Raw genomic sequence first — 18,727 nt, 5'->3', positions numbered from 1 at the left:
CGCTGATATTGCGCTGCACATATTGCAGATGCTAAGCCTTGGCGCTCGAGGGATCAGGAACACATCATGTCACGCAAAGCACGTGAGGCTGCTGCTCAGGACGGCGCTTCGGTCATCATCAAGAAATACGCCAACCGCAGGCTCTATAACACCGCTTCTTCGAGCTACATTACGCTTGAAGACTTGGCCGGGATGGTGCGCGAGAATGTCGAATTCCAGGTGCTTGATGCCAAGACCGGGGATGACATCACCCATTCGATCCTGACCCAGATCATCATGGATGAAGAAGCCAATGGCGGGCAGCAGATGCTCCCGGTCAGCTTCTTGCGCCAGCTCATCGGCATGTATGGCAATTCGATGCAGGCGATGATGCCGTCCTATCTCGAAGCCAGCATGGCCAATTTCCGCGAGAACCAGTCAAAGATCCGAGAAGCCTTTGAAAAGGGCATCAGCGCGACGCCCTTTGCCGCGATCCACGAAACCAATATGGCGATGATGCGCGCGGCGGCCGAGGTGTTCCTGCCCGGCGCGGTCAGCAGCAAGCCTGCCGAGAAAAAGCCCGCGAGCCCGCCAGCGGCGTCGAGCGATGAGATTGCGGCCCTGCGCGAACAGATGGCCGCGATGCAAAAGAAGCTGGACGAACTCGGTAAATAACGAGAAAGCGCGCGCGCACCCGGCGGCACTGCTGCCGCCATGACAGTTCAGGAAGCCATACCCGTGTCCCAGATCCGCCACGCGCTCACCGTCAAGCGCGAAGACGACTTTGCCAAATGGTATCAAGAGGTGATTGCCGCCGCTGATCTCGCCGAGGAATCCGGCGTGCGCGGCTGCATGGTGATCAAGCCGTGGGGCTACGGCATCTGGGAGCGCATCCAGCGCCTCATGGATGATCGCATCAAGGCTGCGGGCGTGCAGAATTGCTATTTCCCGCTGTTCATCCCGCTCGCCAATTTCACCCGCGAGGCCGAGCATGTCGAAGGCTTTGCCAAGGAGATGGCGGTTGTCACCCATCACCGGCTGATTGCCGATGGCAAGGGCGGGCTGATCCCCGATCCCGAAGCCAAGCTGGAAGAGCCGCTGGTGGTTCGGCCGACCTCGGAAACGATCATCGGCGATGCCATGGCGCGCTGGGTGCAAAGCTGGCGCGACCTGCCGCTGCTCACCAACCAGTGGGCCAATGTGGTGCGCTGGGAAATGCGCACGCGGATGTTCCTGCGCACCAGCGAATTCCTTTGGCAGGAAGGCCATACCGCCCACGAGACCCGCGAAGATGCGCTGGCCGAAACCCACCGCGCGCTCGAAATGTATCGCGCCTGCGCCGAGGATGATCTCGCGCTGCCGGTGATCGCGGGCGAGAAGCCCGAGAACGAGCGCTTCCCCGGCGCGGTGGAAACCTGGTCGATCGAAGCGATGATGCAGGATGGCAAGGCGCTGCAAGCAGGCACCTCGCATTATCTTGGCACCAATTTCGCCCATGCTTCGGGTATCCAGTATCAGGATCGCGAAGGCAGCCAGCAATATTGCCACACCACCAGCTGGGGCACATCGACCCGGCTGATTGGCGGCGTCATCATGACCCACGGCGATGATGATGGACTGCGGGTGCCACCCGCCATCGCACCGCATCAGATCGTGATCATTCCGATGCTGCGCGAAGCGCCAGAGGATGCGGAGCTAATCGCCTATTGCGAGCAAGTCCGCGCCGCGCTCGCGAGGCAAACGGCGCTGGGTGAGCGCGTTCGCGTGCTGCTCGACACCAAGCCGGGCAAGGCCGCGGCCAAGCGCTGGGACTGGGTGCGCAAGGGCGCGCCGCTGATCATCGAAGTCGGCCCGCGCGACATGGCCGAGGGCAAGCTTGCCGTGCTGCGCCGCGACCAGCTGTGGAACGAGGCGAGCGGCAAGCCCGCTTTCACCTATCCTGCGCACAGCGCCTTTATCGCTGAAGCTGGCGTCCTGCTCGAAACCATCCAGCGCGCGCTGTTCGAAGAAGCCCGTGCGCGGCGCGATGCCAATATCACCCGCGGGGTGACGGCATGGCAGGTGGTGGTCGATCACTTCGAGAACGGCGGCAAGTATCCGGGCTGGGTCGAGGCCGAATGGGCCAAGCCGACGGGCGCAGCGCTCGAAGCGGTGGTCGAGAAGCTCAAGGCGGCCAAGCTCACCATCCGCAATGTGCCGATTGATGCCGCGCCGGCGAGCGGCACCTGCATATTCACCGGCGAACCGGCCAGCGAACGCATCCTGATCGCGCGCGCCTATTGATCTGGCGCGCGGCGCGCGTCACTAGAGGGCATGATCAAACATGCCCTGATGCTCGCCGCGCTGCTTTCCGCTCCGCTCGCTGCGCAAAGCCACCCTGCGGACAGCGTCTCAGAGGAGCGCCTGAAGCGCGATGTCGAAAAGCTTGTGAGCTTCGGCACGCGCCACACCCTTTCGGTGCAGGATGATCCCAAGCGCGGGATCGGCGCGGCGGTGAACTGGGGCCTCGATGAATTCCGCCGCATTGGTGCAAACTGCGGCAATTGCCTTGAAGTGCTGCCTGTGGGCGAAACCGTCACCGGGCCGCGCATTCCGACCCCCACGCTCGTGCGCAATGCCGTCGCGATCCAGCGAGGAACCCTGCGCCCGAACGAAGTCGTGATCGTGCAGGGCCATATCGACAGTCGCGTGTCCGATGTGATGGATGCCACCTCGGATGCGCCGGGTGCGAATGATGATGGTTCGGGCACCGCGCTGGTGCTCGAAGCGGCGCGGGTGCTCAGCGGAACGAAATACCCCACGACCATCATCTACGCGCTGCTTTCGGGGGAGGAGCAGGGGCTTCACGGCGGGCAGATCCTTGCCAACTGGGCCGAGGCGCAGGGCTTCACCGTGAAGGCCGTGCTCAACAACGACATCGTCGGCAATTCCTGCGGGAGTGACGGCTATTGCGAGCCCAAGGTTGTGCGTGTCTTTTCCGAAGGCCCGCGCGCGGATCTGACCGATCGCCTGCGCGCGGCGCAGACGCGGTTCGGGGGCGAGAATGACTCGCCCGGCCGCAATCTGTCGCGCTGGGTGGCCGAACTTGCCGCCAGGCAAAAGGACGGCCTGCAAGTGCGGCAGATCTGGCGCACCGATCGCATGGGACGCGGCGGAGATCAGGTGCCGTTCCTCCAGAAGGGCTATCCCGCGATCCGCTTTTCGGTCGGGGTCGAGGACTACGACCACCAGCATCAGGATCTGCGCACCGAAAACGGCGTGTTCTATGGTGACACCATCGATGAAATGGATTTCGCCTACCTCGCCAAGGTGACGCAGCTGAATGTGCGCGCGCTCGATATGCTGGCGCATGCGCCGATGCCCCCCAAGGTAAGCGTTGATGCCGCGGTGCGGACCGATACCGAACTGACGTGGAAGGCCGTGCCGGGCGCGGGGATCTATACCATCTTCGCCCGGCGGACCGATCAGCCCTATTGGGGCGAGATGCTTGGCGTAAAGTATATCGACGGTCCGCAAGCGGCCAGCGACAAGGCGGCGGCGGAAGGCCGCCAATTTTCCTTTATCGTCAAGCAACGCGGGGATGACTGGATCTATGGCATCCAGACCTGCGCCAGTGCGCGGGACGAAAATGCCTGTTCGCCCATCGCCAGCGCCGTTCCTGCCGGGGCGTTCGAGCCGGTGGGGAAGTGAAGTCGGTTCGCCTCGGACTTGGCCGACCCGCATCGACAGGGGGTGTCTCGACTTCGCTCGACACGAACGGGCTGGGGTAATAGGGCTGGATCATGCCCAAGCTTCCCAAACGCCCCCAAGGTATGCCGACGCCGCAACAGGTGATCGAATTCATCCAGTCTTCCGATGTGCCTGCGGGCAAGCGCGAGATTGCCAAAGCATTCGGGCTGAAAGGCCAGGAGAAGATCAAGCTCAAGGCGCAGCTCAAGGATATGGCCGAAGAAGGCCTGATCGATGGCAAGAAAACTGCCTATCACCGGATGGGTGGCGTGCCCAAGGTGACCGTCCTGCGGATCGTCGATGTTGATGATGGCGACCTTATCGCCATCCCCGATAGTTGGGCCGAGGATGCGCCCGGCACCCCGCCGCGCCTCACCATCCGGGAAACGCGCGGCAAGGGGCCGAAGCCTGCTGGCCCTGCGCTGCGGCGCGGAGACAGGGTGCTCGCCCGCACCGAGGAGACGGAAAGCGGTTGGCGGGCCTATCCGATGAAGAAGCTTCCCGCGCGCACCGAAGGGCTGATGGGGATTGTCGAGCGCGACGGCACCGGCAAGGCATGGCTTGCCCCGATCGATAAACGCGTGCGCCAATCGGCGCGCATTGCCGAGGTGGGCGAGGCCGAAGAAGGCCAGCTTGTGATTGCCGAACGGCTGGGCCGCTCGGAACGGGCCGGGGTGCGTGTGGTCGAAGTGATCGGCGATCCGCTGGCGCCGCGTTCGTTCAGCCTGATCGCGATTGCCAAGCACGGCATTCCGCATGTCTTCCCCGATGCAGCCATCGCGGAAGCGAAGCTGGCGGCGCGCCTGCCATTGTCTGCCGACAAGCGCGAGGATCTGCGCCATCTTCCGATTGTCGCGATTGATCCCGCCGATGCGCGCGATCACGATGATGCGATCTGGGCCGAGCCTGATGGCGAGGGGGGCTTTCGCGCGGTCGTCGCGATTGCTGACGTGAGCTTCTACGTGCGGCCCGGCAGTGCGCTTGATCGCGAGGCGCGCAACCGCGGCAATTCGGTCTATTTCCCCGACCGGGTGGTGCCGATGCTGCCCGAGGTGCTTTCGGCCGATGTCTGCTCCCTGAAAGAGGGGGAAGACCGCGCCGCGATGGCCTGCCATCTGCGGATCGATGCCGAGGGCAAGGTTACCAAGTTCCGCTTCACCCGCGCGCTGGTGCGGATCGCGCATAACATCGCTTACGAGGATGCGCAGGCGATCGTGGATGGAGAAACCCGTTCGCCTCGAGCGAAGTCGAGAGGCCATGACGAAGGTGTCTCGACTGCGCTCGACACGAACGGCGAGGTGGAAAAGATCCTCACCAACTTGTGGGATGCCTGGCGGGCTCTGGCGGCGGCGCGCGCCGCGCGCGATCCGCTTGAGCTTGAATTGCCCGAACGGCGCGTGGTGCTCGATGAACAAGGGCGGATCGCCAGCATCGCCGTGCGCGAGCGGCTTGATGCCCACCGCGTGGTCGAGGATTTCATGATCGCGGCCAATGTCGCGGCGGCCAAAGCGCTCGAAGCGAAAACCGCGCCGGTGGTCTACCGCGTCCACGAACCGCCGCAGCGCGAGAAGCTGATTGCACTGCGCGATTACCTTGCAACGATGGGCAAGAAGCTGAGCCTCGGGCAAGTCATCACGCCCAGCTTGTTCAACCGCATGCTCAAGGATGTGACCGACGAGGCCGAGAAAGCCCAGGTGATGGAAGCGGTGCTGCGCAGCCAGATGCAGGCCTATTACGGGCCGAGCAACGCCGGGCATTTCGGCCTCGCGCTGGGTTCCTACGCGCATTTCACCTCGCCGATCCGCCGCTATGCCGACTTGCTGGTGCACCGCGCGCTGGTGGATGCCTACAAGCTCGAACAGCCCGCGCCTGAGGCAAACTTGCCCGCCGCCAGTGGTCTTTCGGAACGCGACCGGGCGAGCCTGCAACAGGTGTCCGATGCAATCAGCCAGACCGAACGCCGCGCCATGGAGGCCGAGCGTGACACGATTGATCGCTATGTCGCAGCGTGGCTATCCGCGCGGATCGGCGAGGTGTTCGACACACGCATCACCGGGGTGCAGAGCTTCGGCTTTTTCGCCACGATCGTGGGCCTTGGCGGGGATGGGCTGGTGCCGGTCTCAACCCTCGGTGCAGAGCGATTCCGCCATGATGAGGCCGCCCAAGCGTTGATCGGGACTGATAGCGGTACAACCTATGCGGCGGGCGATAGGCTCAAGCTCAAGCTTGCCGAGGCCAACCCGCTGACAGGTGCGCTCAAATTCGTGCCGGTTGACAGCAACGGGCAGGCGATCGAACCGCGCGGTGTCCGCCCCGATGATCGGCGCAAGGGCCCGCGCAAGGTGGGCGGCTATATCGCGGGTAAGCGTGGGCGTCCGGGCAACATCCGGCATCAGGGGCGGCGCAAATAGCGCACCGCTCAATCGGTGGAATAATCAGCGGGGATGATGAAAAGCGGGCAGGGCAGATTGCCCGCCGCGCTGGAAAAATGCGTCACCAGCGGGCCCGGATTGTTCCCTTTGGCCGCCCCCAGCACCAGCGCTGCGATCCCGGGGTGCTTGGCAAGGTAATCGCTGATCACCTTCTGGCTGCTGCCGATCATCACCGAAATCGTCGGCATGATCCCGCTTTCCGCAAGCAGATTGCCTGCCACCGCATGGGCGAGCATTTCGGCGCGATCCCGCGCTTCGGCCTCGATCGTGGCCTGCACGCCGCCAAAGGCACTAAAGCTTTGCTGTGCCACCAGCGCAAGCAGATGCACAGCACCGCCGCAGCCCGCAGCTTGCGCCGCAGCATAGCGCAGCGCCGCCGAGGCTTCTTCGCTTTCGTCGATGATCACCAGAAAAGTGCGCATGGCATGCCCCGTTCGCCCGACCTATCCCTGCATTCGTATGGTTTGGCAAGACCGTGCGCGGCAAGCCTTGCGAGGGGGCCGCAAATTGGCCAGAGAGCCAGGGCAAGATGATCGTGTGTTCGGGAGTGGAAGTTCATCATGGCCTTGGAAATCAGGATGCCGGCCTTGTCGCCGACAATGGAGGAAGGCACGCTGGCGCGCTGGCTCGTCAAGGTGGGCGATACCATCCAGTCGGGCGACATCATGGCCGAGATCGAAACCGACAAGGCAACGATGGAATTCGAAGCGGTTGATGAAGGCGTGATCGCCGAAATCCTGATCGAGGCCGGAACAGATAACGTGAAGGTCGGCACCGTAATTGCCCGGCTCGCGGTCGAAGGCGAGGACACCGCACCGGCAGGCGCACCAGCACCCACGGCGGCGCCTGCGCCTGTGGTTTCAGATGCCGCTGCGGCGGCCTCGGCGGCGGATGGTCCGGCGGCGACACCGACAGCGCGCCGTCTGGCGGCGCTTCACGGCGTTGATCTGGCGAGCCTCACGGGTACCGGCCCCAAGGGCAAGATCACTAAGGAAGATGTCGAGGGAGCGATGGGTTCGGGTCAAAGCGGATCACCAGCGCCTCCTCCTGCTGCGGCCTCCGTGGCAGCCTCGGGCGAACGTGTGATCGCCTCACCGCTCGCCAAGCAAATCGCCGCATCGCGCGGAGTTGATCTGGCGCTGGTCAGCGGCACTGGCCCCAATGGCCGGATCATCAAGGCCGATGTCGAAAGCTTCGATCCTGCCAGCGTGGCGGCTTCCGTCCCTGCGGCCGCAGTCAGCGCACCCGCGCCCACACCGGCTTCTGACGTCGCAGGCGGCGCGCCTTACACCGAAGACAAGCTGTCCAATGTCCGCAAGGTGATCGCCCGCCGCCTCACCGAAAGCAAGCAGACCGTGCCGCACTTCTACCTCACGGTGGATATCCGGCTTGATCCGCTGCTCAAGCTGCGTTCGGAACTCAATGCCGTGCTTGAGCCCGATGGCGTGAAGCTTTCGGTCAATGATTTCCTGATCAAGGCGCTTGCCCGGGCGCTGGTGCGGGTGCCGCAATGCAATGTCAGCTTCCACGGCGACACGCTGCGCCGCTATGCCCGCGCCGATATCTCGGTGGCGGTGGCTGCGCCATCAGGCCTTATCACCCCGGTCATCACCGAGGCGGACAGCAAGAGCCTGCGCGTGATCTCGACCGAGATGAAGGCGCTTGCGGCCAAGGCGCGCGATGGCAAGCTGATGCCGCATGAATATCAGGGCGGCACGGCGAGCCTTTCCAACCTCGGCATGTTCGGGATCAAGCAGTTCGACGCGGTGATCAACCCGCCGCAGGGCATGATCCTCGCCGTCGGGGCGGGCCAGCAGCAGCCTTATGTGGTCGATGGCGCGCTGGCGGTTGCCACCGTGATGCATGCATCGGGCAGCTTCGATCACCGCGCGATCGATGGCGCGGACGGGGCGCAGCTGATGGAGGCGCTGAAGAGCCTCGTCGAGAACCCGATGGGGCTGGTGGTCTAACGCGATGCCCACGGGCGAACTGACGATCAGGGCAACCGCCATGCCCGCCGACACCAACCCCTATGGCGGGGTGTTCGGCGGATGGCTGATGGCGCAGATGGCGTTGGGCGCGGGCTCGCTCGCAAGCCGCGTGGGGCAGGGCAAGGCCGTGGTCGTCTCCGCAACCGATTTCGCCTTTCCCGGCGCGATGGCGGTGGGGGATGAGCTCTCGGTCTATTGCGACCTGCTCGCCACCGGCACCACTTCGCTCACCATCGCCGCCGAGGCTATGGCCCGTGAACGCAATGGCGAGGCGACCCAAACCGTCGCGCGCGGAACCTTCAAATTCGTGCTGATCGGCGAGGACGGCCGTCCGCGCGCCCTTACGAACAAACCCTCTCTTATCCTCCCCAAGGAAAGTTGAAATGGCTAATGATTATGATGTGATCGTGCTCGGCTCCGGCCCCGGCGGCTATGTGGCGGCGATCCGCTGCGCGCAGCTCGGGCTCAAGACGGCGATCGTCGAACGTGAGAACCTCGGCGGCATCTGCCTCAACTGGGGCTGCATCCCGACCAAGGCGATGCTGCGCTCGGCGGAGATCTTCCACTACATGCAGCACGCGGGCGATTACGGCCTCGTCGCGCAGGGAATCGAGGCGGATCTGGCCGCTATCGTCAAGCGCAGCCGCGGGGTGGCCAAGCAGCTCAACCAGGGCATCGGCCACCTGATGAAAAAGAACAAGGTCACCGTCCACATGGGTACCGGCACGCTCACTGGTGCGAACAGCCTGACGGTGAAAGGCGAAAAGGGCGAGGAAGCCCTCACCGCCAAGCACATCATCGTCGCCACCGGCGCACGCGCGCGCGATCTGCCCTTCGCCCCGGCGGACGGCAAGCGCGTGTGGACCTATCGCCACGCCATGACCCCGACCGAACTTCCGGCCAAGCTGCTGGTGATCGGATCGGGCGCGATCGGGATCGAGTTTGCCAGCTTCTACAACGACTTGGGAAGTGATGTGACGGTGGTGGAGATGCTCGACCGGATCGTTCCGGTGGAAGACGCGGATATTTCAAGCTTCCTCGAAAAGAGCCTCAAGAAGCAAGGCATCACCATCATGACCGGCGCCGGGGTGGAGGCCATCACGGTGTCCGACAAGGGCATCACCGCCACCATCAAGGACAAGGCCGGCAACGCCGCCACCAGCGACTTCACCTATGTCATCGTCGCCATCGGCATCGTGCCCAACACCGAGAATATCGGCCTCGAAGGGCTGGCCGAGATGGAGCGCGGGTTCATCCAGATCGATCCCTATGGCCGCACCAAGACGCCGGGCCTCTGGGCCATCGGCGACTGCACGCCCGGGCCGTGGCTGGCGCACAAGGCGAGCCATGAAGGTGTGACCTGCGCCGAAGCCATCGCGCAGGAACTCGGCAACACCGAAGTGCACCCGCATCCGCTCAACCGCAACGCCATCCCCGGCTGCACCTACTGCCACCCGCAGATCGCCAGCGTCGGCCTTACCGAAGCCAAGGCGAAGGAAGCGGGCTACGACATCAAGGTCGGCAGCTTCCCGTTCATCGGCAATGGGAAGGCCATCGCGCTCGGCGAGGCCGAAGGCTTCATCAAGACGGTGTTCGATGCGAAGACCGGCGAACTTCTCGGCGCGCACATGGTCGGCGCGGAAGTGACCGAGCTGATCCACGGCTACACCATCGGCAAGACGCTCGAGACGACCGAGGCGGAGCTGATGCAAACGGTGTTCCCGCACCCGACGCTGTCGGAAATGATGCATGAAAGCGTGCTCGACGCTTACGGGCGGGCGCTGCATTTCTGAAGGCATGTCTGGCGAAAAAGAAAAACCCTCGCATTTAATCAACTGATCGAAGCTAGGGCAATCCCTGCCATTCTTTAGGAACATTCATAGTGATGTCCTTGGGTGAGCCATCGCGAAGAACTTTCAATTGCATCGGCTGCGGCCCGTTAATGGAGTTCCTCCAATTCGTTGCGGTCGCAGGTAGATCATTAACTTGGATCACAATGTCGCCAGGAAAAATATCAGCATCAAAGGCGGGCGAGTTATCGCGCACAAATTGCACAACAAATGCATGGCGCGTTCCAATTTTTTTCATCTCCTCGCTCGAAAGATCGCGGACTTTTAGGCCAGAGCCTTTGCGAGGAATTTCCTTGAAATAAATTGCGGTCTTCGCGTACCGATTATTTGTGTAAGGAACAAATGAAGTCTGCGTTCCTTGAGTAGTAGTAGTGCCTGAATATGTGCCTTGCGCGTACCCTCTGGGTGTTTGTATTGATGCGGTGCCATTTGTATAAGTTGTAGTTGTGTTAGGCAAAACTAGCGGAAGAATACCAGTCTGGGAGGAAATAAGGTTGGTCGAAACGATCATATAACGCGCATGAATTTTTTTCCCTAAGCGCTCGCCATCATTTGTCTTGCTGTTGCTAGAGTTAAAGCTAGTGTACCCAACTGCTACAAATCCTCGGCGAAACATTGCCTCCAAATCTTTGTCTATATCCCCAAATGAAGGTAGCACCTCCGGCTCAGTAGTCGCATCGATCGCCCCTTCCTGGGGGACCGCGACGAAAAACTTCTCCCAATCGTTAGCGACTGCTGGCTGGGCAAATAATGCCAACAAAAACCAAGCCATCTTCCGCATAATTTCCCCCTAGTGCTTATTAGCCATGGTTCGCTGCGGCGTTATCAAGCCGCGCGCTCCTCCATGGCGAGTTGGCCATAGGCCACCCCTGTCAGCGCAAGCAAGACGGCGTAGCCACCGTGAACAAGAAGCGTCCCGCCGCTTGCGCCGATCATGAGGTAGTAAAGGTCGGCTCCGGGTATGACCACGGCCGCCACAAGCCAGACGAGCGCCGCCTCGCGATAGGATTTCCACAGGGCAAGCGGCAGGGCAATCGCGATGGGCCAGAGGTCCAGCAAGCCCTTGAACTGCCCGACCAGGAAGGCGAGCCTCGTTTCGGCCTCGTTCTGCGCAAGGAAACCGGTGCGTTCGGCGATAACGTCTGGGCCGCCGAACAACCAACCGAGGCCCGGCACGATCAACATGATGGCAGAAACAACGGCCAAGGCGTGAGCGACCCAATTCCAGCGCATCGATAGCGACTCTCTCAACATTCTGCATTCTTGGATGCAAGAGTATCACACGATAAGCAAGGATTTCAATGGGATAGGAAGAAATGGCGGACAGGGTGGGATTCGAACCCACGGTAGGCTTGCACCTACGGCGGTTTTCAAGACCGCTGCCTTAAACCACTCGGCCACCTGTCCGCACAGGGCACGCCCTCTAGCTCGTGTTCGTGCGGCTGTCACGACACTTCGCGCATTGGCGCTGGCGGCAATCTGTGACACAGTCAGCGGATGAACTTGCGCTTTGCTTTTCCTGCCCTTGCCCTGCTGACCATCGGCCCGGGTGCTACCCTGCTGGTCCATCCCGCACCGGCGGTTGCCCAGATGGGATCAGCCCAATCCTTCGATGCCTATCTCGAAACACTCAAGGCGCGGGCGCGTGCCGAAGGTGTGAGCGAGGCCACAATTGAACGCATGACTGCGGGACTGACCCCCAATGACCGCGTGATCCTGCTCGATCGTAACCAGCCCGGCAGTGGCACGTCGAGCGGGTTTCCGCGTCTTTCGCCCTATATCGCGACCCATGTGAACAGCGAACGGATCAATACCGGGCGCCGCGTCTATAGGGATTATCCCGGGGCGCTCGCTGCCATCGAGCAGCAATATGGCGTGCCCGGTGCGATCATCGTCGCGATCTTCGGGCACGAAACCAGCTATGGCCGCGTCAAAGGTGATTTCGATCTCGCGCGCAGCCTTGCCACGCTGGCATGGGAAGGGCGCCGCCGCGAACTCTTTGCCAATGAATTCATAGCCCTGCTCAAGATAGCTGACAGAGGTTTTGCGCGTTACGAACTGGTCGGCAGCTATGCCGGCGCCTTTGGCAATCCGCAATTCCTCCCGAGCGTCTATCTGCGCCTTGCCACCGACGGCGATGGGGACGGGCGCGCTGATATCTTCGCCAATCGGGCGGATACCTTCGCCTCGATTGCCAATTACTTCCGCGATGCCGGTTGGCGGCGGGGCGAGCCGTGGGGCGTGCGCGCCAGCGTGCCCGAGGGCTTCAACCCCGATCTCTATCGCCATCGCCTGGCCGCGCCGGTCTGCCCGCGGGTGCATGAGCGCCATAGCCAGTGGAAAACCGTGCGCGAGTGGCGCAGCCTTGGCGTCACGCCGTTCCGGACGATCGCGGATGATACGCTGGCGACCATCTTCCAGCCCGATGGCCCCGGCACCCCGGCATGGCTGCTCACCGGCAATTACCGGGTTATCCTCGAATATAACTGCTCGAACTACTACGCGATGAGCGTGGGCCTGCTGGCTGACGAAATCGTGAACTAGTCGCTGCGGGTGCCTCGCCTTTGCGGGCGGGCGCGCTTATGGAATCGGGCGTGACGAAGGCTGTTTTCTCCCTGATCGCGCGCTTGGCGCTGGTGCTGACGCTGGCCGCCGGTGCTGCTGTGCCTGTTGCCGCCCAGCGTAACCCGGCGCCAGTGACGCCAGAGCTCCCGCCTGCGGCGAGCGCACCTGTTGCCATGCTGGTCGATGTCTCGAACGGACAGGTGCTGCATGCCCGCAACCCGCAGCGGCGGTTTGTGCCAGCCTCGGTCACCAAGGTGATGACGCTTTACCTCGCGTTCGAGCTAATCGCGGAAGGCCGGCTTGACCCTGATCGGATGATGGTGATGAGCCCTGCGGTGTTCCGCGACTGGCGGCGCAAGGGCTCGAACATGTTCCTCAACCTCGGCGATCAGGTGCTGGTACGCGATTTGCTGATGGGGATCGCCAATGTCTCGGCCAATGATGGGGCCGCCGTGCTGGCTGAAGGCTTTTCCGGCTCGGTTCCGGCGTGGACAGACGCCATGAACGCCAAGGCCAGCGCCATCGGCATGACGGGCAGCTATTTTGCGAGCCCCAATGGTTGGCCCGATGAAGGCCGCACGTTCACCACCGCCGCAGATCTCGTGCTGCTGGCACGCACCATGATCCGGCAGCACCCGACGCTCTTCCGGCAATATATCGGGCACCCCGGGTTCATCTATAACGGGATTGCGCAGGTCAATCACGATCCCCTGACCGGGCGCTTCCCCGGCGCTGACGGGATCAAGACCGGCTTCACCAACGAAGCGGGGTTCAATTATCTCGGAACCGCCCGGCGCGGGGATCAGCGGCTTGTGATGGTGCTTGCAGGCGTCCCCGATGGTCGCACCCGCGCCCAGTTGGCGCGCCGCTACATGGAATGGGGCTTCACCGCTTTTGAGCGCCGCCCGCTATATCCGCGCGGGGCGGTGATCGGCGAGGCGCGTGTCCAGAACGGGGCCGCGCGCAAGGTTGCGCTGGTGCCGGAAAGCGCGGTGGCGATCAATCTGCCGCAAGGTCACCGCGCGCCGCTCACAGCAACCATCGACTATGATGGGCCGCTGAAAGCCCCGGTTATGGCGGGGCAGGAGGTCGCGATGCTGAGCATTACCTCACCCGGCATGGCGCCTGCTCGCATTCCGCTGGTCGCGCGCGAGGATGTGGCGCTGGCCGGCCCGCTGGATCGGCTGGTGAATGGGCTGGCCGGGTGGCTGCCGTGGTGATGCCGGGGCGGTTCATCGCCTTTGAAGGCGGCGAGGGCGCGGGCAAATCGACTCAGGCCCGCCTGCTGGCAGAAGCCTTGCGGGCGCAAGGGCGCTGCGTGGCTGTCACCCGCGAACCGGGTGGAACCCCCGGAGCCGAGGCGATCCGCGCGCTTTTGCTCGCACCGCCCGGAGCCAAAGATGGGCGCGCGGGATGGACGCCCGAAGCCGAAGCGCTGCTGTTCGCGGCGGCGCGGGCCGATCACGTGGCGCATCTGATCCGGCCAACCTTGGCGCGGGGCGAATGGGTGATCTGCGACCGCTTTGTCGATTCAAGCCGCGCCTATCAGGGCGGAGCAGGGGGCCTTGGCGACGAAGCGATCCTTGCGCTGCACCAGTTCGGGAGCGGCGGATTGCGGCCCGATCTGGTGATCCTGCTCGAAGCGGACGAAGCGCTTGCGGCCGAACGGCTGCGCGCGCGCGATGGCGATACCAGCGATGCCATTGGCGGGCGGGGCCTTGCCTATCACCGCGCGGTCGCGGCGCGGTTCCGGCGGCTTGCCGAAGATGATCCGCAAGGCTTTGCGATCATCGATGGCACCGGTTCTCCCGCCGCTGTCCATGCCCGGGTGATGGCCGCGCTTGCGCCGCTGCTGGAGGCCCGCGCGCCATGATCGCCTGGCCCAACCACACCGCCGCCTGGGCCGCATGGCGCGATGCGCTGGCGGGGGAGCGGATGCATCATGGTTGGCTGCTCGCGGGCAAGGCGGGCCTTGGCAAGATGGATTTCGCGCTCGCCGCGGCGCGTGAACTGGTCGCCGAACCCGGCGTGCCGCAGCCTGCGGGCGATCACCCCGATATCATCGTGCTCACCTATGGCCCCAAGGACGACAAGGCCGAGAAAGCTGCCGCCGATGGCAAGCCCTATGATCTCGCCCGCAGCATCCGCATCAAGCAGATCCGGGCGATGCAGAAGCGGCTGACGACCCGGCCAACGCTCGGCCAGCGGCGCGCCATCATCATTCATCCGGCGGATGATCTCGAAGTGGCAGCGGCCAATGCGCTGCTCAAGAGCCTCGAAGAGCCGCCGCAGGGCACCTTCTTCCTGCTGGTGGTCAACCGCGCGGCGCGGCTCCTGCCGACCATCCGTTCGCGCTGCCGGATGCTGCGCTTCCCGGTGCTGACGGATGCCGAGTTGGGAGCCATGCTTGCAGCGCAGGGCATTCCCGCCGATCCCGCCATGCTGGCTGCGGCGGAAGGCTCGTTCGGCGCGGCACTGCGCTATGCGGCACAGGATCTCGCGCCGGTCGCCGAAGCGATCGAGACGCTGATCACCCGCGGCGATCCGGGCTTTACGACGCGCGGCAGGCTGGCGGCGCTGATCGGCCCGCGCGCGGATCGCGAGCGGGTGCAGGCGGTGCTGGAGCTGGCGCAATCGCTCACCGCGCGCTGCGCCCGCACCACTGCGCACGAAGGCCACCGGCTGAAACTGGTCGATACCCACGCCGCGCTGGTGCAACTGGCCGTGGAAGCACCGACCTACAATTTCGATCCCGCCATGCTGCCCTTCGAGATCGGCAGCTTGCTTGTCGCCGCGGCCCCCGCTAGCGAAGCGGCCCATGGCTGACCGAGATCTCACCCCCTTCTACATCACCACCGCCATCAGTTACCCCAATGGCCGGCCGCATATCGGCCACGCCTATGAGGCGATTGCCGCCGATGTCATCGCGCGCTTCCAGCGCCTGATGGGGCGGCCCGTGCGGTTCCAGACCGGCACCGACGAACACGGCCTCAAGATGGCGCGCAAGGCCGAGGAGCAGGGCCGTACCCCGCGCTCGCTCGCGGATGAAATGTCCGGCTATTTCCGTGTGATGTGCGATGCTCTGAATATCTCTTATGATCGCTTTATTCGCACCTCGGAGCCCGATCACCACCGCGCCAGTCAGGCGATCTGGGAGCGGATGGCCGCCAGCGGCGATCTCTACCTCGATCGCTACGAAGGCTGGTATTCGGTGCGCGACGAGGCGTTCTACGATGAAAGCGAGCTGGTTGCAGGCGAGGGCGGGGAACGCCTGTCGCCGCAAGGCACGCCGGTCGAATGGACGGTCGAGGAAAGCTGGTTCTTCCGCCTTTCCAAGTATCAGGAACCGCTGCTCGAATTGCTGAACACGCCAGGCTTTCTCGAACCCGTCAGCCGCCGCAACGAGATGATCGCCTTTGTCGAACAAGGCCTGCGCGATCTCTCGGTCAGCCGCACCAGTTTTGACTGGGGGGTGAAGGTGCCCGGTTCGGACAATCACGTGATGTATGTCTGGGTCGATGCGCTGACCAATTATCTCACCGGGCTCGGCTATCCCGATGACACGGCGATGATGCGCGAATTCTGGCCGGCGAGCCTGCACCTGATCGGCAAGGATATCGTGCGCTTCCACACGATCTACTGGCCGGCCTTCCTGATGAGCGCGGGTCTGCCGGTGCCGCAGAAGGTGTTCGGGCACGGCTTCCTGCTCAATCGCGGGCAGAAGGAATCGAAATCGCTCGGCAATGTTACCGATCCGCTCGATCTGGCTGAGTCATTCGGGGTGGATGCCTTGCGCTATTTCCTGATGCGCGAAGTCGCCTTCGGACAGGATGGCAGCTATTCGCCTGAAGCCATTGTTTTGCGTGCCAATGCCGAGCTTGCCAACAGCTTCGGCAATCTGGCGCAGCGCACGCTGTCGATGATTGCCAAGAACATGGATGGGGCGCTTGCGGCCTTCGAGGTTGCCGAAGCTGATGCCGCCCTGCTTGCGACAGTGCAAACGGCTTGCGCCGACGAACTCCCGCGTGAATTCAACGATCTGTCGTTCTCGACCGGGATCGAGGCCTGGCTGCGCGCGGTTTATGCGTGCAACCAATATGTCGATGAGCAGGCGCCGTGGGCACTCAAGAAGACAGATCCCACCCGGATGAAGGCGGTGCTGCAAACGCTGTTCATGGCGCTGCGCGATCTCGCGATTGCGATCCAGCCCGTGGTGCCGAGCAAGGCAGCGTCCTTGCTCGACCAGCTTGGCATTCCCGAAGCCGAGCGCAACTTTTCCGCCCTTGAAGACCGCGCATGGTTCAACCGGCTCGTCGCGAGCGGCGACACCGTCGCCCCGCCGACCCCGCTGTTCCCCCGGCTGGAACTGCCCGCCGATGAGGGGGCAAGCGCCTGATGCTGATCGACAGCCATTGCCACCTTGAATACAAGGGCCTCATCGAGGAGCAGGCCATGGTGATTGCCCGTGCGCGGGCGGCCGGGGTAGGGGCCTTCCTCAACATCTCGACCCGGCAGAGCGAGTGGGATCAGGTGATCGCTACCGCCGCGCGTGAGCCGGATATCTTCGCCAGCGTCGGCATTCATCCGCACGAGGCCGATGCCCACGCCGATCTCGGCCGCGCGGTGCTGCTGGCGGCGACCCACCATCCCAAGGTCATTGCGATCGGGGAAACCGGGCTCGATTACTATTACGACAAGTCGGACAGAGCCGTGCAGCAAGCGCTGTTCCGCATGCATATTGATGTCGCGCGCGAAACGCAGTTGCCGCTGATCATCCATACCCGCGATGCGGAGGACGAAACCCACGCAATCCTCGCCGATGAAATGGGCAAGGGCGCTTTCCCCGCGCTGATCCACTGCTTTACTGCATCGGCCGATTTTGCCGAGAAGGTGCTGGCACTGGGGCTGACAATCTCGCTGTCGGGGATTGTCACCTTCAAGAATGCCAAGGACTTGCAGGATATTGCAAAGATCATTCCGCAAGATCGCTTGCTGGTGGAAACCGATAGTCCTTTCCTTGCGCCAGTGCCCAACCGGGGCAAGGTGTGCGAGCCTGCCTTCGTCGCTGACACCGCGCGATTTGTCGCGGAACTGCGCGGGGTTTCACCCGCAGTCCTCGCCCGGCAAACCACCGCCAACTTCGCCCGCCTGTTCGCAAAGGCCGGGCTGTGAAGCTGATCATGCTCGGCTCGGGCACGTCAACCGGGGTGCCCCGCGTTGGCGGCCCGGACGGGACGGGTGATTGGGGCGACTGTGATCCGGACGAGCCGCGCAACCGGCGGACGCGGGTTTCGATCATTGTCGAAAGCGCGGAAGGCGCGCGGCTGCTGGTCGATACGTCAAGCGATTGCCGCGCGCAGTTGCTCGCCAATCGTATCCCTTCGATCGATGCGGTGTTCTGGACGCATGATCATGCCGATCATTGCCACGGCATCGATGATCTCAGGGTCATGCGCTATGGCCGTGCCGGGCCGATACCCGGTTTTGCCGCGGCGGAAACCGTGCGGCGGCTTCGTCAGCGCTTTGGCTATGTCTTTGCCGGGCAGGATGGCTATCCGACGATTTGCACGATCGACACATTGGATCGCCTGCGGATGATCGCTGGCTTTGGCGTGGACTGGTGCCAGATGGCGCATGGCAGCGGCGAGACGACGGCCTATCGCTTTGAAGCGGATGGCAAGAGTATCGCTTATGCAACGGATTTCAGTGCCATTTCTGATGACATGATCGATCTGTTCTACAAAGTTGATATTCTGGTGAGCGATTGCCTGCGCCGTGAACCGCATCCCACCCATGCGCATCTCGCAATGGCGATTGAGCTGGCTGAACGCTGCAAGGCGGGCCGCGTCGTGCTCAGCCATCTCGACAAGAGCATGGATTACCGCACGCTGTGCGATGAAGTGCCGGAATTCGTTACCGTCGGGTTTGATGGGCTGGAGCTGGTGGCATGAACGAATGGTCGCAAGGTCAGATGATCTCGCTGGTCGCGATGGTCGGCTGGCTGATCCTGGTGGTGAGCGGGTTTGCGTCTTACTGGCTTGGCGCGCGGCAGATTGTGGGGATGGCGCTGGTGTGGGCCGCGATCTTTCTTGGCGCCTTTGTGGTTGTGCTGCTGTTGATGTGAGGGCGGCCGGGCTTGGGAGCCTCTGCACGTCTTGCCTAATTTAACATAATATATATT

At 63.2% G+C, this 18,727-nt stretch carries 18 protein-coding genes and 1 tRNA gene; 15 read left to right on the top strand and 4 right to left on the bottom strand.

Annotated features, from left to right (window positions below; translation table 11 throughout):
* The first annotated feature begins 66 nt into the window (after nucleotides 1-66).
* The 4 genes from phaR to rnr all read left to right on the top strand — a co-directional run bounded on the left by phaR (nucleotide 67) and on the right by rnr (nucleotide 6,119).
* The gene (phaR, locus tag SOQ14_RS11705; RefSeq protein WP_322898300.1) at nucleotides 67-654 is read left to right on the top strand and encodes a polyhydroxyalkanoate synthesis repressor PhaR; all 588 of its coding nucleotides are present in this window, start codon (nucleotides 67-69) and stop codon (nucleotides 652-654) included.
* A 63-nt stretch (nucleotides 655-717) separates the two neighbouring features.
* Nucleotides 718-2,262, top strand: a complete 1,545-nt coding sequence (locus SOQ14_RS11700) for an aminoacyl--tRNA ligase-related protein (protein WP_322898299.1) — start codon at nucleotides 718-720, stop codon at nucleotides 2,260-2,262.
* A gap of 30 nt (nucleotides 2,263-2,292) precedes the next feature.
* Nucleotides 2,293-3,669: a M20/M25/M40 family metallo-hydrolase gene (locus tag SOQ14_RS11695; protein ID WP_322898298.1), complete on the top strand. Its 1,377-nt coding sequence runs from the start codon at nucleotides 2,293-2,295 to the stop codon at nucleotides 3,667-3,669.
* A gap of 122 nt (nucleotides 3,670-3,791) precedes the next feature.
* On the top strand, nucleotides 3,792-6,119 hold the full coding sequence (gene rnr / locus SOQ14_RS11690) for a ribonuclease R (RefSeq protein ID WP_322898297.1): 2,328 nt from the start codon (nucleotides 3,792-3,794) through the stop codon (nucleotides 6,117-6,119).
* 8 nt (nucleotides 6,120-6,127) lie between these two features.
* Here rnr and SOQ14_RS11685 read toward each other — a convergent pair whose 3' ends face one another.
* The gene (locus SOQ14_RS11685; protein ID WP_322898296.1) at nucleotides 6,128-6,562 is read right to left on the bottom strand and encodes a universal stress protein; all 435 of its coding nucleotides are present in this window, start codon (nucleotides 6,560-6,562) and stop codon (nucleotides 6,128-6,130) included.
* A gap of 138 nt (nucleotides 6,563-6,700) precedes the next feature.
* Between SOQ14_RS11685 and SOQ14_RS11680 the strand changes: the two genes are divergently transcribed.
* Genes SOQ14_RS11680 through lpdA form a run of 3 tightly spaced genes read left to right on the top strand, consistent with a single transcriptional unit; the run spans nucleotide 6,701 to nucleotide 9,924 of the window.
* Nucleotides 6,701-8,110: a 2-oxo acid dehydrogenase subunit E2 gene (locus SOQ14_RS11680; protein ID WP_322898295.1), complete on the top strand. Its 1,410-nt coding sequence runs from the start codon at nucleotides 6,701-6,703 to the stop codon at nucleotides 8,108-8,110.
* Between the two features lie 4 nt (nucleotides 8,111-8,114).
* Entirely contained in the window at nucleotides 8,115-8,513 is a 399-nt protein-coding gene (locus SOQ14_RS11675) for an acyl-CoA thioesterase (protein WP_322898294.1), read from the top strand.
* Nucleotide 8,514: 1 nt separating this feature from the next.
* Nucleotides 8,515-9,924 carry a dihydrolipoyl dehydrogenase gene (gene lpdA / locus SOQ14_RS11670; RefSeq protein WP_322898293.1) on the top strand — a complete coding sequence of 470 codons (1,410 nt, stop codon included), beginning with the start codon at nucleotides 8,515-8,517 and terminating at the stop codon, nucleotides 9,922-9,924.
* A gap of 52 nt (nucleotides 9,925-9,976) precedes the next feature.
* On the opposite strand, the gene SOQ14_RS11665 is transcribed toward lpdA, so the two are convergent.
* The 3 genes from SOQ14_RS11665 to SOQ14_RS11655 all read right to left on the bottom strand — a co-directional run bounded on the left by SOQ14_RS11665 (nucleotide 9,977) and on the right by SOQ14_RS11655 (nucleotide 11,388).
* Nucleotides 9,977-10,753, bottom strand: a complete 777-nt coding sequence (locus tag SOQ14_RS11665) for a PDZ domain-containing protein (protein WP_322898292.1) — start codon at nucleotides 10,751-10,753, stop codon at nucleotides 9,977-9,979.
* A 53-nt stretch (nucleotides 10,754-10,806) separates the two neighbouring features.
* Nucleotides 10,807-11,214 (bottom strand): hypothetical protein, encoded by a 408-nt coding sequence (locus tag SOQ14_RS11660; RefSeq protein ID WP_322898291.1) that lies wholly within the window; start codon nucleotides 11,212-11,214, stop codon nucleotides 10,807-10,809.
* A gap of 84 nt (nucleotides 11,215-11,298) precedes the next feature.
* Nucleotides 11,299-11,388, bottom strand: a tRNA-Ser gene (locus SOQ14_RS11655).
* 90 nt (nucleotides 11,389-11,478) lie between these two features.
* On the opposite strand from SOQ14_RS11655, the gene SOQ14_RS11650 reads away from it, so the two are divergent.
* From SOQ14_RS11650 to SOQ14_RS11615, 8 genes are read left to right on the top strand one after another with little or no spacing between them, the layout of a single operon-like run.
* Nucleotides 11,479-12,525 carry a lytic murein transglycosylase gene (locus SOQ14_RS11650; protein WP_322898290.1) on the top strand — a complete coding sequence of 349 codons (1,047 nt, stop codon included), beginning with the start codon at nucleotides 11,479-11,481 and terminating at the stop codon, nucleotides 12,523-12,525.
* Between the two features lie 50 nt (nucleotides 12,526-12,575).
* A complete protein-coding gene (locus SOQ14_RS11645; protein ID WP_322898289.1) occupies nucleotides 12,576-13,766 on the top strand; it encodes a D-alanyl-D-alanine carboxypeptidase family protein in 1,191 nt (396 codons plus the stop codon).
* Nucleotides 13,763-14,419, top strand: coding sequence for a dTMP kinase (gene tmk, locus SOQ14_RS11640; RefSeq protein ID WP_322898566.1), 657 nt, complete (start codon nucleotides 13,763-13,765; stop codon nucleotides 14,417-14,419). Before SOQ14_RS11645 ends, tmk begins: the two co-directional genes overlap by 4 nt.
* Nucleotides 14,416-15,372: a DNA polymerase III delta subunit-related protein gene (locus tag SOQ14_RS11635; RefSeq protein ID WP_322898288.1), complete on the top strand. Its 957-nt coding sequence runs from the start codon at nucleotides 14,416-14,418 to the stop codon at nucleotides 15,370-15,372. The genes tmk and SOQ14_RS11635 overlap by 4 nt, the downstream gene beginning before the upstream one ends.
* Nucleotides 15,365-16,942, top strand: coding sequence for a methionine--tRNA ligase (gene metG, locus SOQ14_RS11630; RefSeq protein ID WP_322898287.1), 1,578 nt, complete (start codon nucleotides 15,365-15,367; stop codon nucleotides 16,940-16,942). The genes SOQ14_RS11635 and metG overlap by 8 nt, the downstream gene beginning before the upstream one ends.
* Nucleotides 16,942-17,718, top strand: a complete 777-nt coding sequence (locus tag SOQ14_RS11625) for a TatD family hydrolase (protein ID WP_322898286.1) — start codon at nucleotides 16,942-16,944, stop codon at nucleotides 17,716-17,718. Before metG ends, SOQ14_RS11625 begins: the two co-directional genes overlap by 1 nt.
* The gene (locus tag SOQ14_RS11620; protein WP_322898285.1) at nucleotides 17,715-18,497 is read left to right on the top strand and encodes an MBL fold metallo-hydrolase; all 783 of its coding nucleotides are present in this window, start codon (nucleotides 17,715-17,717) and stop codon (nucleotides 18,495-18,497) included. Before SOQ14_RS11625 ends, SOQ14_RS11620 begins: the two co-directional genes overlap by 4 nt.
* Nucleotides 18,494-18,670: a hypothetical protein gene (locus SOQ14_RS11615; protein ID WP_322898284.1), complete on the top strand. Its 177-nt coding sequence runs from the start codon at nucleotides 18,494-18,496 to the stop codon at nucleotides 18,668-18,670. Before SOQ14_RS11620 ends, SOQ14_RS11615 begins: the two co-directional genes overlap by 4 nt.
* Nucleotides 18,671-18,727 lie beyond the last annotated feature (57 nt).

This window comes from Erythrobacter epiphyticus, assembly GCF_034653295.1.
In the GTDB taxonomy this organism is placed as follows: Bacteria; Pseudomonadota; Alphaproteobacteria; order Sphingomonadales; family Sphingomonadaceae; genus Erythrobacter.
This window is presented reverse-complemented; position numbering and strand designations above follow the sequence as displayed.

Bases quoted from the DNA above. Each gene is read 5' to 3' on its own strand.
- SOQ14_RS11675 (WP_322898294.1), top strand. From the start codon at position 8,115: ATGCCCACGGGCGAACTGACGATCAGGGCAACCGCCATGCCCGCCGAC.
- SOQ14_RS11635 (WP_322898288.1), top strand. From the start codon at position 14,416: ATGATCGCCTGGCCCAACCACACCGCCGCCTGGGCCGCATGGCGCGAT.
- SOQ14_RS11680 (WP_322898295.1), top strand. From the start codon at position 6,701: ATGGCCTTGGAAATCAGGATGCCGGCCTTGTCGCCGACAATGGAGGAA.
- SOQ14_RS11615 (WP_322898284.1), top strand. From the start codon at position 18,494: ATGAACGAATGGTCGCAAGGTCAGATGATCTCGCTGGTCGCGATGGTC.
- SOQ14_RS11660 (WP_322898291.1), bottom strand. From the start codon at position 11,214: ATGCGCTGGAATTGGGTCGCTCACGCCTTGGCCGTTGTTTCTGCCATC.
- SOQ14_RS11665 (WP_322898292.1), bottom strand. From the start codon at position 10,753: ATGGCTTGGTTTTTGTTGGCATTATTTGCCCAGCCAGCAGTCGCTAAC.
- SOQ14_RS11650 (WP_322898290.1), top strand. From the start codon at position 11,479: ATGAACTTGCGCTTTGCTTTTCCTGCCCTTGCCCTGCTGACCATCGGC.
- phaR (WP_322898300.1), top strand. From the start codon at position 67: ATGTCACGCAAAGCACGTGAGGCTGCTGCTCAGGACGGCGCTTCGGTC.
- lpdA (WP_322898293.1), top strand. From the start codon at position 8,515: ATGGCTAATGATTATGATGTGATCGTGCTCGGCTCCGGCCCCGGCGGC.
- rnr (WP_322898297.1), top strand. From the start codon at position 3,792: ATGCCGACGCCGCAACAGGTGATCGAATTCATCCAGTCTTCCGATGTG.
- metG (WP_322898287.1), top strand. From the start codon at position 15,365: ATGGCTGACCGAGATCTCACCCCCTTCTACATCACCACCGCCATCAGT.
- SOQ14_RS11695 (WP_322898298.1), top strand. From the start codon at position 2,293: ATGATCAAACATGCCCTGATGCTCGCCGCGCTGCTTTCCGCTCCGCTC.
- SOQ14_RS11625 (WP_322898286.1), top strand. From the start codon at position 16,942: ATGCTGATCGACAGCCATTGCCACCTTGAATACAAGGGCCTCATCGAG.
- SOQ14_RS11685 (WP_322898296.1), bottom strand. From the start codon at position 6,562: ATGCGCACTTTTCTGGTGATCATCGACGAAAGCGAAGAAGCCTCGGCG.